14 protein-coding genes and 1 other annotated feature are annotated in these 15,165 nt (G+C 36.2%); of the genes, 5 read left to right on the top strand and 9 right to left on the bottom strand.

From position 1 onward, the window contains the following. Positions 1-2: 2 nt before the first annotated feature. The 4 genes from AC1DOS_RS01835 to AC1DOS_RS01820 all read right to left on the bottom strand — a co-directional run bounded on the left by AC1DOS_RS01835 (position 3) and on the right by AC1DOS_RS01820 (position 3,183). Entirely contained in the window at positions 3-446 is a 444-nt protein-coding gene (locus tag AC1DOS_RS01835; RefSeq protein ID WP_477536198.1) for a MarR family winged helix-turn-helix transcriptional regulator, read from the bottom strand. 112 nt (positions 447-558) lie between these two features. Further along, a complete protein-coding gene (locus AC1DOS_RS01830; RefSeq protein ID WP_477536197.1) occupies positions 559-1,803 on the bottom strand; it encodes a GGDEF domain-containing protein in 1,245 nt (414 codons plus the stop codon). A 249-nt stretch (positions 1,804-2,052) separates the two neighbouring features. Continuing rightward, a complete protein-coding gene (locus AC1DOS_RS01825) occupies positions 2,053-2,442 on the bottom strand; it encodes a hypothetical protein (RefSeq protein ID WP_477536196.1) in 390 nt (129 codons plus the stop codon). Positions 2,443-2,697: 255 nt separating this feature from the next. Next, complete coding sequence (locus tag AC1DOS_RS01820; RefSeq protein ID WP_477536240.1) at positions 2,698-3,183, bottom strand: tetratricopeptide repeat protein; 486 nt, start codon at positions 3,181-3,183, stop codon at positions 2,698-2,700. Positions 3,184-3,906: 723 nt separating this feature from the next. On the opposite strand from AC1DOS_RS01820, the gene AC1DOS_RS01815 reads away from it, so the two are divergent. From AC1DOS_RS01815 to AC1DOS_RS01800, 4 genes are all read left to right on the top strand, one after another. After that, positions 3,907-4,284 carry a hypothetical protein gene (locus AC1DOS_RS01815; protein ID WP_477536195.1) on the top strand — a complete coding sequence of 126 codons (378 nt, stop codon included), beginning with the start codon at positions 3,907-3,909 and terminating at the stop codon, positions 4,282-4,284. Between the two features lie 419 nt (positions 4,285-4,703). Then, positions 4,704-6,197 (top strand): spore germination protein, encoded by a 1,494-nt coding sequence (locus AC1DOS_RS01810; RefSeq protein WP_477536194.1) that lies wholly within the window; start codon positions 4,704-4,706, stop codon positions 6,195-6,197. Positions 6,198-6,200: 3 nt separating this feature from the next. Beyond that, positions 6,201-7,367 carry a Ger(x)C family spore germination protein gene (locus tag AC1DOS_RS01805; protein WP_477536193.1) on the top strand — a complete coding sequence of 389 codons (1,167 nt, stop codon included), beginning with the start codon at positions 6,201-6,203 and terminating at the stop codon, positions 7,365-7,367. 18 nt (positions 7,368-7,385) lie between these two features. Further along, positions 7,386-8,489 (top strand): GerAB/ArcD/ProY family transporter, encoded by a 1,104-nt coding sequence (locus tag AC1DOS_RS01800; RefSeq protein ID WP_477536192.1) that lies wholly within the window; start codon positions 7,386-7,388, stop codon positions 8,487-8,489. Between the two features lie 75 nt (positions 8,490-8,564). Here AC1DOS_RS01800 and AC1DOS_RS01795 read toward each other — a convergent pair whose 3' ends face one another. The 5 genes from AC1DOS_RS01795 to AC1DOS_RS01775 all read right to left on the bottom strand — a co-directional run bounded on the left by AC1DOS_RS01795 (position 8,565) and on the right by AC1DOS_RS01775 (position 13,452). Continuing rightward, entirely contained in the window at positions 8,565-9,476 is a 912-nt protein-coding gene (locus tag AC1DOS_RS01795; RefSeq protein ID WP_477536191.1) for a DUF4349 domain-containing protein, read from the bottom strand. Positions 9,477-9,578: 102 nt separating this feature from the next. After that, entirely contained in the window at positions 9,579-9,893 is a 315-nt protein-coding gene (locus tag AC1DOS_RS01790; protein ID WP_477536190.1) for a hypothetical protein, read from the bottom strand. Between the two features lie 121 nt (positions 9,894-10,014). Continuing rightward, positions 10,015-10,446 (bottom strand): RDD family protein, encoded by a 432-nt coding sequence (locus tag AC1DOS_RS01785; RefSeq protein ID WP_477536189.1) that lies wholly within the window; start codon positions 10,444-10,446, stop codon positions 10,015-10,017. A gap of 104 nt (positions 10,447-10,550) precedes the next feature. Next, a complete protein-coding gene (gene argS, locus AC1DOS_RS01780; protein ID WP_477536188.1) occupies positions 10,551-12,215 on the bottom strand; it encodes an arginine--tRNA ligase in 1,665 nt (554 codons plus the stop codon). 78 nt (positions 12,216-12,293) lie between these two features. Next, positions 12,294-12,500 (bottom strand) — a binding site (T-box leader). Positions 12,501-13,047: 547 nt separating this feature from the next. Beyond that, a complete protein-coding gene (locus tag AC1DOS_RS01775) occupies positions 13,048-13,452 on the bottom strand; it encodes a GNAT family N-acetyltransferase (protein WP_477536187.1) in 405 nt (134 codons plus the stop codon). Positions 13,453-13,838: 386 nt separating this feature from the next. Here AC1DOS_RS01775 and dcm point away from each other — a divergent pair, with 386 nt between their 5' ends. Then, the gene (gene dcm, locus AC1DOS_RS01770; protein ID WP_477536186.1) at positions 13,839-15,098 is read left to right on the top strand and encodes a DNA (cytosine-5-)-methyltransferase; all 1,260 of its coding nucleotides are present in this window, start codon (positions 13,839-13,841) and stop codon (positions 15,096-15,098) included. The last annotated feature ends 67 nt before the right edge of the window (positions 15,099-15,165 follow it).

Here is a 15,165-nt window from a genome sequence, read left to right as displayed (position 1 = left end):
TGTTAGACTCCATTCATTTTCAAAATTTTTCTTAACTTGCGAAACGTCACTAAAAACTGATCTATTTCCTGATCATTTACTTGATTAGACATTAATTTCCCAATATATTCGTGTAAAACTTCGTCTGAACGTTTGATTACTATTTCGCCCTGCTGAGTTAACACGAGAATTTTTTCACGTTTATCACCTGAAGGTTTAGTGTCTACTAACTCTTTTTCCTTTAGTTTCTTTAGACGGTTTGAAATGGCACTCTTATGTACGCCTTGCAAAATAGCGAGTCTACCTGATGTAATTTCGCCTTCTTTGTGAATCAGTTTCAACACTTGAATTTGTTCAGGTGAATATTCTTTCCAAAGTGGATCGTCGACACTTTTAATCACCCGTTCCGTTCCGTAAATTAAGACTTCTTCAAATAGTGAAACTGCTTCTTGTATTCTCTTATCCAAACTAGTTTACCCCCTAAACCGATATTTTTTAGTTTAGAGGGTAAACCACCCAAAGTCAAACGAGGGTGTGCAGATTAAAAAAATCCCCTCAACAATGTTGAGGGGACTGATATTAGCTATGAATCATAACTCGTTGACCATCACTTACATTCACTCGGTTACGCCCGAGATCTTTTGCTTCTAGCAATAGTTGATCTGCGTAAATATACGCTCGCTCCATTGGCAATTCTTCCGTCATTTTATCGAAATACAAGCCAAATGACGCTGTATATGGGATGACTGCTTCTGAGCCTTTGTATTCGACATGGACTGGATGAGCACTTACATGACTTCTGACAGATTCAACAATTTCCAGACACTCTTCGTAACTACGACTTCGCAAGAACAACGTGAATTCTTCTCCACCACTTCGAAACACGCAATCTTCCTTACTAGTATGGGATTTTAAGACTCCAGCAAAATGTTGGATAACATGATCTCCGATTGCATGATTGTATGAATCATTGATATGTTTGAACTTATCAATATCTGCAACCACAATGGCAAGTACTTCATTCGTGCCATTAATTTCAACCATCTGTTTATCCATCATCGCCCGGTTAGATAACCCTGTCATGAAATCGGTATAAGCCATTTCACGGAAGCGGTCTCGCTCTATCTCATTTTGAATCGTTTCATGTTTAGAAAGGAAGGACTTGCTTACGATATAATTCATTATGAAGAAAACAATCAACATGTCCCAGTGGTTTTCCATGACGAAATAAAATAGAAGTCCATTTGTAATGGCAACTTTTCCAGTATCTAATATGCTCCTGTTTTTAAAAAACCGCACGACTTCTGACCAAGTACGGATATTTCCACTTAAATAAAAAGCGCAAACAAGAAGAGCATCGGATTGCCAACTAATAATCACAGAACACACAAAGAAGAGTAGAAAGAAGCCAAATGGAATTGTTTCTACATATGGATATAATGCAAAGAAGAAGAGGTACCCGACAGTGTGATATAACGTGAAAGAACCGATGTTATATAACGTATCCGTAAATTCATTCTCATCTGCAGTTTTTGCATATTTCCGTTGAAAAAAAATAATGAACCGATGTACTATTTCATAAAATAACAGCCCTAATGGACCAGCAAATAGAGACATAGATTGAGTATAGGAAACCCCATAGTCATAACTTCCAGTTCCATTGCCATGTTTGATTCTAAGATTGGAATAGATAACAGAAAAAACGAGGTAAATGGCACTCACGATTAGATATTTTGTCAAATCTACTTCTAAAGGTACAAATAATAAGCCCACAATTAAGCTGCTTACAAACAAACTGATATCAAAAATTTTATATTTTTGCATTTCTTGCACCTTCTTAACTATTATATCCAAATTATAGCACATTATTATTTAAATGAATGCAAGATTCTGAATACTTTTTTACTTTTTATAAGTATAAAGACTTAAATATTATACTATTTTAGTTTGTAATCTATGTATTATGACCTTGAAATAACGATATTCTTCTGCTAATTAATTGACAATCTCCTTGAATGAGACAATCAATAAGCGTATTTTTGCATCTTAATTAGTGAAGTAGTTAATATAAGACTATTCACGCCATAATAGATGTTTTATATCATCTATATTTTGAACTTCATTTGTGAACCAAACCATATTCCCTGCAAATCTCTTTGAACAAACAAATTCAATACGTAACATCCGATTGCCTTGAATACATCTTATAATTCCATTGAACGTCATGATATTGTTCTCTTGATACCCCTTAGTGTAAGGTACTAGCTCGTAACTGTAGTCGGTCGCTAACGAATCGAAATGTTTTTTAGAAACCACTTCTTTAATTTGTAAAAACGTAAATTGATCTAATTCCCAACGTATAATTGAAAGTCCCTCTGGAAGTTGAATTTCTAGTTTTACATACCTTCCTTTTGCATCTTTTGAAACTTCTATTATTCTAAAGTTCGGGAAATTAATAACCATAGCACCGCCCTTAATGACATTATCGATTTTATAAACATTGTCTAGATTAAACAGTTTCGACTACCTTAGGACTGCCTGATTTTCTTATAAAAAACAAGAGTTGTATCGTCATTTAATTGCTTTATTACACCCGTCTTTATGCCAGTCAGCATGCCAATTACCTTATTTACTGAGCAATTCAATAAACTCATGTAACTTATCCAGCACTGGATTACATATATTACCTTACTTTGACGTCAAGACTCCAATTCCAACCTACTTCCAAGTTTCATTCAGTTTGTCTGAATAGAAATTGAGTGCTTTCTTATAACTCAAAATCTCATTATCTGAAGATGTATCGATTAAACATGTAAGTAGCAACTCCATCGCACGATCATGTTCTTTCAAATTATAAAGAGTCAAAGAATAAAACACTTGGATTGCTTTATTGTTTGGAAATAGGTCCACACCTTTTAGTAATACTTGTTTAGATTTCTCATACTCACCTAATGTTCTATAAGTACTCCCCAATCCTACTATGGCTCCCTCAAGATCTTTTCCAGATAGGCCAAAATTGATGGCATTTTCATAAAAGGGAACGGCTTCGGACTCGTCTCCTAAAATATCAAAACTCCATGCACATTGGTAGTTAATAAAGGCATCCTTAGGGGAATTTTCCACCAATTTCACAAGTAATTCATTTGACTCCTTTTTCCGACCTGCATTTCGTAAATTAATTGCTAAATCCACTTTTTTTTGCATCATTTCTACATCTCCTTCGGCAGTGTTTATTAAATACGAATACTTACTCACTATTTTGAAGTTAAATTTATTTGAATCATTTCTTCTACATAACTTAATAGAGTAGGATATGAAGATTTACCTTTTAACAATTGAGCTACTTCAAACAATGGCAAAATGACGGTATCCTTCTTAATCGAATACAAGAGATTTTGTTTTTTCATACTACTATCGGAGTCATCAAGTTTTGAAGAATGAAGGTAAATCGTTTTAAATTCATACCAGTGAAAATCCTGTTTGATATGATTTTTTATAACTTCTTTACCTATTCGTTTCTTTTACACAAAACACCTTTTTTGAAGGGCACGACAAGTACAGAACACCCTCTCGCGATGGGGCTTTGGGAAACGAAAAACATTGATGCACAATTTCAGCTGTGCTCATCATGGATTCATATGAGCTATCAAAAGAACAAATCGAAAATATGGTAGATGAGATTTCTTACACCAAACTAGTATTGCATAACATATATTGCTAACAAGGCACTAAAAAGTCCTGAAAAGGGCTTTTTTTGATGGAAAAATTTTTAAAATACCCGTGTTTTAACTTTGTCTTAACTACCAACCAATTACTTATTTATAGATTGAAATCTAGTTTTGAGTTTTGTATGGAAACTATTTTTCACGACAAGCCCAAGATTATCTTTTCAAATCTCATACTCTATTAAAAAGGAGGTGAAAATAGATGTCTAATAAAAATAATTTCTCCCAACATTCATGCAGCAAATGTCCAGATAGACCTGAAAATGATCGCTCTAAAACATTGACTTTCGAAAATTGTGTCCCTTTCGCTGGTCAGTCTAACACAGATGCCAACATTATTTTTGATGTAGAACCAAATTCAATACCAGTTGTTTTAGCTGGTACCATTGAAAACTTTAGTGATGATGGAATCAACGTCATATTTGAAAGAAGTTCTGGAAACATTACGCGAACAATTTTAGCTAATTCTTCTTTATCGTTTGTGTATGACGATGTAACACGCGTTTCAGTTTTTGGTTTTGGTCAAGTGTACACTGGATCTTTCAAGTTCCAAGCAACGTATACGTTTGAAATCGAATAATTTCTCTTGAAAAAAAGGCACGTCTTTGTATTTTTGCGTGCCTTTTTTCAATTCATTTACTCATAGTTAATCGTTCCATTCAATTCTTTCATTCATTATATTAGAAAGCTTATTGGTAGCAGAATCAGTTTAATCAGGAGTAAAGGAACTACTTCTAAATACCCTCTAATAGTAACTTCGCTATAGTAGAGATAATATTTTCATTGCCAAACATAACATTACTTAAATGTTTAAGAACCGAATCTTATGTATTAGTAGTAGAATCAAAGAAAAAGCAGCCATATTTAGCTGCTTTTTTGTGTTTATTTATTTTTCCGGTTCATGTCGGGAACTACCACTTAATTTCATAGAAAATCCTTTGAATAATCCCCCTTTTAATCGGGAATAATTTAATTATCTTGTAAGGAAGAGGTATAGTGATGAAAAAAACTGATATTCATTTAAAGAATTTAGTTAAAATGAATGAAAATATACCATCACTTCTCGAGGACAAAACAAGAATCCTTAAGGAAATTTATCAGAATTGTGACGATGTTATATTCCACCCAATTTCTTCAAACAACACTTCCCTGTTGCTTCTTTATATAAGTGGGCTAGCAGATGATACAAAGATTGATGAAAATATTATCAAACCTCTACTAAAAACAGAACTCTTACATCTTGAATTGGACGTTATCCTAACTCACGTAACAAATGTTTCAAATACAAAGATTCTGAAAAGCACCCTAGAAATTATAGATGAACTTTCAGATGGCAATGCTGTTTTATTTAACGACACAGAGAATACAGCTATATCTTATAGAATTTCAAAATATGAAAAAAGATCTATTGAAGAACCGCAAGCTGAATCAGTTGTGATCGGTTCCCGAGAAGGATTTATTGAATCGATTGGAACTAATCTGTCTATGGTTAGAAGAAAAATTAAGACACCTTCTTTAAAAATGATGCAATCTGAATCCGGTACATATTCTCATACTTCCATCTTCATTTCTTATATTGAAGGTATTGCTAAACCGGAAATCGTTGAAGAAGTGAAAAAGAGATTAAAAACGATTGATGTTGATGCCATTTTATCCAATGCAGCTATAGAAGAAGCGATTGAAGATACTTGGTATTCTCCTTTTCCGCAAGTCCAATCGACAGAAAGACCAGAAGTAGTTGCTGCAGGTCTATTAGAAGGCCGAGTAGCTATTTTTATAGATGGCACACCATTTGTGTTAATTGTCCCTGTTACCATTTTCACTCTCATGCAATCGCCTGAAGATTACAATGAACGATTCATTAACGGTACTCTTGTTCGATGGATTAGATACGTTTTTATTATCGTCGCGTTACTAGCTCCCTCTGCTTATGTTGCAATTTTAACCTTTCATCAAGAAATGATCCCTACCACACTGCTTCTCAGAATAGCGCAAAGTAGAGAAGAAATTCCTTTTCCTGCATTCTTAGAGGCCTTATTAATGCAAGTTATTTTTGAAGTACTCCGAGAGGCCGGCATTCGATTGCCTAAACAAATGGGTTCCACCGTAAGTATTGTTGGAACACTTGTTATCGGACAAGCTGCAATACAAGCAGGACTCGTATCAGCACCAATGGTTATGATTGTAGCCATTACTGGCATTTCTTCCTTTGTATTGCCACAGTACTCAATAAGTGTGGCCCTTAGATGGATTCCTTTTCCCATCATGTTTCTCTCAGCAGTTCTCGGATTAGTGGGAATGATGCTAGGTGTCATTTTGTTAGTTAGTCATCTTTGTATTTTGCGTTCATTTGGCGTCCCTTATATGGCTCCTCTCGCTCCAAATGACCCTTCATTATTGAGAGATGTATTCATACGAGTTCCACTTAAATTTATGAAAAAAAGACCCAGTCTATATTCGTCATATAATCTGAAACGAAGAAAAGAAGGATAATCCATGGAACATTTAATCAGTACATCAAAACTAAAAGTTCTGTTTCCGGTCATCTTTTCAGTGATATTTTTGGCGGGTTGTTGGGACGTAAAAGAAGTGAATGATCTTGCGATAGTCATTGCTACCGGTATTGATCAGATCGAAGACAACCAAATAGAAGTTACTTTTTTACTCTATGTGCCTAACCCATCCGGAGGTTCAAGTGGTGAGCAAACTGGATCAAGCCAAAATACCTATACTATTTCTACGACAGGTGACACATTTTCAGATGCCATTACCGAGCTTGAAACAAAGGTTCCAAGAAGAATATTCTGGGGACATTCAAATATGTTCGTTTTCAGCAGTGAGCTTGCTAAAAACGGATTAGTTGAACAGACTGACTTTATCGTTCGAACAGTTGAACCTAGGGGACAAGCACAAATTTATATAAGTGAGGATCAAGCCAAACCATTACTTGAAAAGTTCATCAAGTTAAATATTGCTGAATTATTTAGCAAACTCCCTAAAGATAAATATTTAAAGTCTGTTACTTTGAAAGAATTGGCAGGAATGCTCGTGAATCACTCTCAGGCAGGAGTAATCCCTGTCAGTTACACAAATGAAATTAATACCGCAACAGAGAAAATAGAGGCGTTTGCAGTGAATGGTTCTGCTATTATCCATCATGGGAAATTGGTGAAGATCCTCACTGGTGATATGGATGTAGGCAGCCATTGGATTGTCTTCCCTAAGACAGATGTACCCATCTCTTTATCGCCTGAAGGAACCAAGGGTAAAATGTCCGCAGTTTCTATTAGGAAATCATATAAATACCTTCCTAAAATTAAAGACGGGAATTGGACAATGGAGATTAAGGTGAAAGCGGACTTAGAAATTCTTCAAAATACAACAAACCTGGATATCTTTAAACAGCCAGTAATTGACCGGCTAGAAAAAGAGTTTAACGAAAAAATAAAAGCAGATATCAACGTCTTTTTGGACCAAGTTCATACAAATTTGAACGCTGATGTGTTTCAGTTTTATGAAGCATTCCACCGCAAATACCCAGAAGAATCAACAAAAGAAAAACAAAATTGGGACCAGAAATTCAGAAATATTGAAGTGACCGTAAAAGTTGATACCAATATAAATAACACTGGAGTTACAAATCTTCATATCGATAAACGATAAAAAGTAGGTGACTTTCATATGAATAATCATGCATTGACACACAAACAATTATTTTGGCTGTTTTTAAGCATGCAGGTAATTATGAACATGTTGCTTACACCATCCGCCGCAATTAATGTTGCAAAACAAGATGCATGGATATCGGCGATTTTGGCGACTTTGATTTCACTCCTCTCCATGTGGGCAGCAATTAGAGTCTGCTCTACTTATCCGAACATTGATTTTCATATCATCATCGAAAAAATTCTAGGCAAATGGATTGGTCGTTTTTTTTCTATCGTATTATTAATTTCATTTACGATTGTCTTAGCTGCCATCCTCAGACAATATGCAGAATTTATTTCTGGCTCAATTTTGCCTAAAACTCCGGTTAGCGTCATTATTTTATTCATCCTTGCCATAGCAATTTATCCTACTTTTCATGGCATTGGTGTTGTTGGGCGTCTAGCAGAGATATTCGGACCACTTCTTATATTAGGTATCATCGTTCCATCTTTATTAGGTATCGGCAACCTAAACCTACATTACCTACTGCCTCTATTTTATGATAGCGGGATCTTAAACATTGTTAGTGGCTCATTCTCTCCAGCCGGATTCCTGACAGATTGTGTCTTGGTTGTGTGGATATATAATTTGAGTGAAGATCATATTAAGAAGAAAAAATATCTAATGATGAGCATTTTAATCAGCGGTGTTCTCTATCTTTTTACAGTCATTTTTATTATTGCGACCTTTGGAGTTACTATCGCCTCTTCCCAGCTTTATCCCTTCTTAATGTTAGAGCGTTATATTTCCATACTTGGCATTATCCAAAACTTAGATTCCATTGTGATCACCGTATGGATTTTGAGCATTTTCCTTAAAATTTGTTTGTATTTATTTGTGACGAGCTATGGATTTTCTAGGTATACACAAAAAAAGAGTCGCCGAAGATTTATATTTTACATTGCCAGTATTGTCTATATTCTCTCTCTAATACCGAGAAATGTTGTCGAAGTCTCCATCCTGTTTCCTGCAAAAGTGGGTATGCCTTATTTGCTTCCACTTTGGGCTGGTCTTCCTTTGCTGCTAGTCATTGTTAGTTATTTGAAAGGTAAAATAAATAATCATTCAATTAAGTAGCTATTTGGGCAAATTTATAAAAACCCAGTCAATAGAAAAAGCAGCCATATTCATTAGCTGCTTTTTTGCGTTTATTTATTTTTTCGGTTCATGTCCCAATCGTCTCTTAATAATCCAGAACACAATAAATCCGATAGCGCCTAAAAGGAGGAGCACTGGCAAGTTACCAATGAAAAACACAATTAGTGCTGAGCCCGCTGACAATAAAGAGTTGGTACTTGTAGCTAATTGTTTTTTAGTTTTTTCCCATGTATTCAATTCTTTACTTTCTATTTCAGGAACTACTACCCGATTTTCATACATCGATAGTTCGATTGTAGAAAAAGAGGTTTGATTTTCAAGATACTTCATCTTACCAACCATCACTTCAATTTCTTCTTGTACCTCGGATAAATCTGCAGAAATTTTCAACAGGTCCTCTGTTTTTTGTGCCTTGCTCATAAAATCCAGAAGACGTTCTTCTACCGCTCGTTTAGATTTCACGCGAGATTCCAAATCCACAAATTGCTCGGTAACATCCTGCCCAGTTACATTACGCTCAAGAACTTCAGCCGCTACTCCTTCAGCTTCTAAAAGGAACTTCTCAAAATTCTTTTCTGGAATACGAACAATCATCCTGCCACTACTTGTTTGATCATCCTCTTGATAGACGTTCGATTCAACAATATACCCACCATATTGATCAACCTTTTTTTCGATATTGCTTTGTGCTTTGTCTAAATCTTTTACGTTAACACTTAAGCTCGCTTGGTGAATAATCATTCTGTCTGATGCCACTACGGGAGCTTCTGTTTTTGTTTCGCTCGACTCTTCTGTTGCCACTTCACTTTCAGTTTCACCGTCCGCATCACCTGATACTACATTGGACATTTCTTTGTCGCTAGACGAATCAGCACTTTCATACGAAGACTTATCTTCGCTACTGCTGCAAGCAGCCAATACTAATAATAAGGTGGTAATAAGAAAAATATAAATAGCCTTTCTCATCGTCAGTTGCCCCCTGTCTCTATAACTATTTATGACGAGTCAGATAGGAAAAATGTTACAATTTTAAATAATGTTTTTTGTGAGTCAAAGGTAATTGCTTGTTTACAAATTGAAAAGCGTTCCCATTATTAAACAGAAAACAAAAATCCCTAAAAACACTTCAAGATAATACGTTTTAACAGCGTCTTGATTTACCTTCGTTCGCTTCCCTATAAGCCAGCTCCCTAGCAAAGCTACAACGGCTCCACCTACTCCGTATTGAAGCACTGTAATGACGTATTCCATAACGGGTAGATATATCGTTTCAGAAAGACCCTCTCCCAAATCGGTTGTCTCTTTATATTTCGTAAAAAGAATGGCATAACCGATACCAACTAAGAATCCATAAAACGCGCTTTTTCTCAAAAGATTTTCCACTATATATAAGCTCCTTATAAAGATATTTGTTATTAATCATTCGACAAATTACAAAAATATCCTTTTTCATAAAACAAAACCCCCATGCGACGTTCACACGAGGGTTTATATTATTTATAGCTTATTCATTTCCAACAAGATCATTCTCATCACCAGGAGCATTATACGTTACGTATGTTCCGGCAATGAGATCATGTAAAGAGCGTTTATCTTCTCTAATACCGACCATAAACGCACTGACAATCGCCGCGATACCAAGGGTTACGACATAAATTAAACCTGCTACTATGACACGCATTAACATAGCCCCAATGCCTAATTTACTGCCATCCACTTTAACAATCCGCACATTCATAATTCGCTTGCCAACTGTATAACCGTACCACAAGATAGGTATCAATAAAGAATATAATATGGATAAAGGAGTTGAAAAGTCTTCATTCTCCCAATTTCCTGTCGCGATGTAAGCTATTGTGCCGACCGGTATACCAATAACCAAACTGTCTATAATATTTGCTAACAGTCGTACCCAAAAACCTGCTGGTTTTGTCATATTGTTCCTCTTTTCTAGTTGTAATCAGTTATTATTTTACCAAACGAAACCTTCAATAAGAATATTATTTCAAAATAAACAATTCCGACTTTAGTTTCAGAGATTCACATTTCCATCGGAGCTTTAATCCCTAATAGTCTTAATGATTCTTCTAAGACAATTACAACACTTTGTACTAACGAAACGCGGTAGTTCATCAAATTAGATTGAGTAACAATTTGAACATTTCCATAAAACGAATTAAATGCCTGTGCTAGTTCCACTGCATACTTTGCCATTAAAGAAGGATCTAGCTCCTTTGCGCTTCGATTGACGACATCAGGGAATTGTTCCAGGCATTTGATTATTTCCCACTCATGGTCATTGACTTCTTCAATTGTAAACTCATCCAACGCTCCCGCTTTTCTCAAAATTGAGCAAGCTCTGGCATAGCTATATTGTACATACGGGCCTGTTTCCCCTTCTGTCTGCAACATTTTCTTCAAGTCGAATTCAATATCATGTTTCCGATGTTGCTTTAAATCACTGAAAATAATCGCACCCACACCAATTGCTTTCGCTACTTCTTTTTTATTCATCAAGTTCGGATTCTTTTCATCGATAGTGGCCTCAGCTAATTGAATGGCTTCATTCAACACTTCTTCCAATAAGACAATTTTCCCTTTACGCGTCGATAATTTCTTTCCATCTTTCAAAATTAACCCAAACGGAATATGTTGAAGAGTATCCGCCCATTCATAACCCATTTTGTTTAGCACCGTCTTCAGCTGAACAAAATGTAAACTCTGTTCATTTCCAACTACGTACAATGATTTCACAAACTGGTGAGTCTTATGTCGATCAATTGCAGCTGTAATATCCCTCGTTGCATACAACGTCGCGCCATCTGACTTTTTGATTAGGCAAGGGGGCAGATGCTCTCCTACATCTACAACAAGGGCGCCATCCGATTCAACTAACAAGTTCTTTTGCTGTAACTCTTCAACAATTGCATCCATTTTGTCGTTGTAATAGGCTTCACCTTTATACGAATCAAATGAAACCCCTAGCATGTCATAAATTTTTTGAAATTCTTTTAAGGATTCAGTACGGAACCATTTCCACAGAGCCAATGCCTCTGGATGTCCATCCTCCAATGATTTGAAGGCCGCCCTCCCTTGGTCATTTAACGATTCATTACGTTCTGCTTCCTCGTGAAAACGAATATAGAGTGCCAATAATGTCTTGATTGGTGAGTCTTGCACTTGTTTTTCATTGCCCCACAAACGAAAAGCCACTAATAACTTTCCGAATTGAGTCCCCCAGTCACCAAGGTAGTTAATCTTCACTGGTTGAAAACCACTTTTTTCAAGCAACAACGCAATGGAATTCCCAATCACCGTCGATCGCAAATGCCCCATTGAAAAAGGCTTTGCAATGTTAGGAGAAGACATATCAATCGTCACTACGCCGCCTCCACCGACGTTTGAAGAACCATAATGATTTACTTCATATAAAATTGTATTCATAACCGACTGTGCAAATCCCGTTCTTTTCATAAAAATATTTACATAGCCATTAACGGCTTCCGCTTTTTCAACGTTCGCGTCTTGAATAAGTCCCGCTAGTTCTTCAGCAATCAACTTAGGTGACTTTCTCATCTTTTTCGCAAATGGGAAACAAGGCAGTGCATAGTCCCCTAAATGGGCATACGTAGGAACTTCAATCATCTGTTCTTCAATTACCTCTGTCGTGATACGTTGAAGAATGTCTAATACCTTTTGTTTCATATGAACTCCTCCTAAGAAAATAACTGTAGTTGCACTAGTACGTAAAAATGAACGTAAAAAAAGCCCTCGCCTCATCAAACATGAGACGAAAGCTTAACTTCCGCGGTACCACTCAAATTACCCCATATAGGGCCACTTTCTCATAACGGTGAGTCACCGGCCTTTTCTACTTCATTCGAAAAAGCATCTCCGAAGTGCGGTTCACAAATCTTCACAACCAGGCTCACACCATCCCCAGCTCGCTTCATTATCCGATTTTGTTACTCTCTTCGTCCTAGATATTGTATTTGAATTTACCAAAGCGAAAAATGAAAGTCAACTTATTTTTAGGAATAACTGTAAATACCTCTACGCATGATTAATGTAAGCGAGGATAGCTAAATACATACAAACACCAGCTAAACTAAAAAAGAGTATAGAATTCATACGATTCCTTAGCATCTTAACCCCATACGCACTAAAAAATATGGCCGCAGCCAACTTAGAAACGCTTTGGAAATACGCATGATCCGAAAAAAACGAACTACTAAAAACAAACGAAATCAGCAAGGTTGTAGAAATGAGGATCTTAAACCACAAAGGCTCGTTAAGAAACAACTGAAACATGAACTTGATTCTTTGCATGACACGAGCTAATCTCAATTTGATATTCTTCAAAAGGATCACTTCCCTTTGGGATATCATCATTCAAGCAACTTCAGCGACAAGCAGTGCGTAACACCGACGGAACTGAGCAATCTCTTTAAATAAGAATTGCCATACTCGCAAATAACAACATACCAACGCCTAAACAACACCCATGTCAAAGTGTCTAACTCCATATATTTCTCCCTTAGACTCCTGATTGTTTCGCATAATTCCGTAGAACCATCCCATGTGAACGATACATCCCGAGCTTCTCATAATATCCCTGCAATTCCTCATCACACATTAAGTCAATCATGTACATATCACTCAGCAATTCCATCATTTTTTTCAACAGCTGTTGACCAATTCCTTGGCCTTGAAAAGGAGGAAGCACCTCCAAGAACGGAATATACGCCGACAATACCCCATCACTAATAGCCGTGATGAAACCAACCACTTGCTTGGATTCATCATCAACCGCTAAAACGACATGAGAGCTTTTTTCTAATAACCTAAGGTGAACTTCAAGCGAAGGTGGATTAGGCCAACCAACGAAGAAACCGTTTAATTGATCGCTCGTTATATCTTTTATTAATGTTGTATACATCATTTTAAGAACCCCTCCATCATTTGTTTTGAATGAGAGTCGTTCTGTAATGATCAATTGTAAAGCAACATGTTAAGCACCTCAGGATTATTGTATTGTAATTAGTTGGAACTCATCATCAGCTAACACCTGCCTCTTGCAAAACCATAAAATGATGTTAGTAAGTTGTCCCATTTGAATTCTTCCTTGATATGTCCACTAATATTATCAGATTATTTACTCAAAATAAATTTGTAATTATGTTAATAATTACACTTGATTTCAAACTCGAAGTAGATTTCTTATCATTTTTCGTTATTAATAAAAAATATGTTTTATGTGACATTTCGATCTTGATCTTTTCAAAGATATGTTGTATAATAAAGAAAAACACGAAAGGGTGTTCGTATATGCAAAATTCTAAAATTAATGTTATTGAATTATTTGCTGGTGTCGGTGGCTTCCGTTTGGGTCTCGAGAAAGCGAACCCCAATTTATTTGATGTTGTTTGGGGTAACCAATGGGAACCTTCTCGAAAAGCTCAAGATGCTTTCGATTGTTATGTAAGCAACTTTAAAACTGGAATACATTCGAATGAAGATATAACTACCGTATCTGATGATACGTTTATAGATTTAGAACCAAATCTAGTGGTGGGTGGTTTTCCATGCCAGGACTACTCAGTTGCACGCAGTCTTTCTGGTGAGAAAGGTCTCCAAGGGAAAAAAGGCGTCTTATTCTGGGAAATTAAGCGAGTAATTGAAAAAACAAACCCCAAGTATGTTCTCTTGGAAAATGTTGACCGACTTTTAAAATCTCCTTCTTCTCAACGGGGACGAGATTTCGCTGTTATGTTAGCTACTTTTAGAGATTTAAATTATACAGTTGAGTGGCGTGTCATTAATGCTGCTGATTACGGTTTTGCTCAGAGAAGAAGAAGAGTATTCATTTTTGCCTATAAAAATGGAATCGCTTTTGAAAAAGCACAAAGTAAGATTTCTGAAGATCAGATTGTTTTTAAAGATGGATTCTTCGCTAAACCTTTTCCGGTTAAATTTGAACCTTATAAGGATAGAATAACGTCAGTTACCTTACCCAGTGACATTGTATCTATCTCAGATGATTTTTCTTTTGGTTTTCATACCGCTGGTTATATGAAAGCAGGAGAAGTTTTCACAACACACGTTATTCCAAAAGAAGAAAAATCAATAACGTTGCGCGATATTCTTATTGACGAAAGCGAAGTCGATGAAAAGTTTTATTTATCGGAAACTGCTAGCGAGAAATTTGCATACCTTCGGGGTCCTAAAAAGATTGAACGGACAACTGCAGATGGACATGTCTATCAATTCTCTGAAGGCGGGATGTCACCTACAGATGATTTGGACAAGCCTGGTAGAACAATGCTTACAAGTGAAGGTTCCACAAATCGAAGCACACATATCGTTGAGGTCAATGGGCGGAAACGTTTCCTAACTCCTCTAGAATGTGAACGACTTAATGGCTTTGATGATAATTGGACAGATACTATGTCTGACCGAATGCGCTATTTCTGTATGGGAAATGCACTGGTCGTAGGATTGATTGAACGCATGGGGACACGAATTGAAGAAATTGAAAAAACAAATATACTTACTGACATTCAATTAGAATTGTCATTACGAAGCTGATACTCAATGTATCAGCTTTTTTCTTTACATGGTAAAATCTAGATATTGAATTTGGTTGCTTTAGGAG

The sequence above is a fragment of the Paenisporosarcina sp. P5_A11 genome (assembly GCF_056400705.1).
This window is presented reverse-complemented; position numbering and strand designations above follow the sequence as displayed.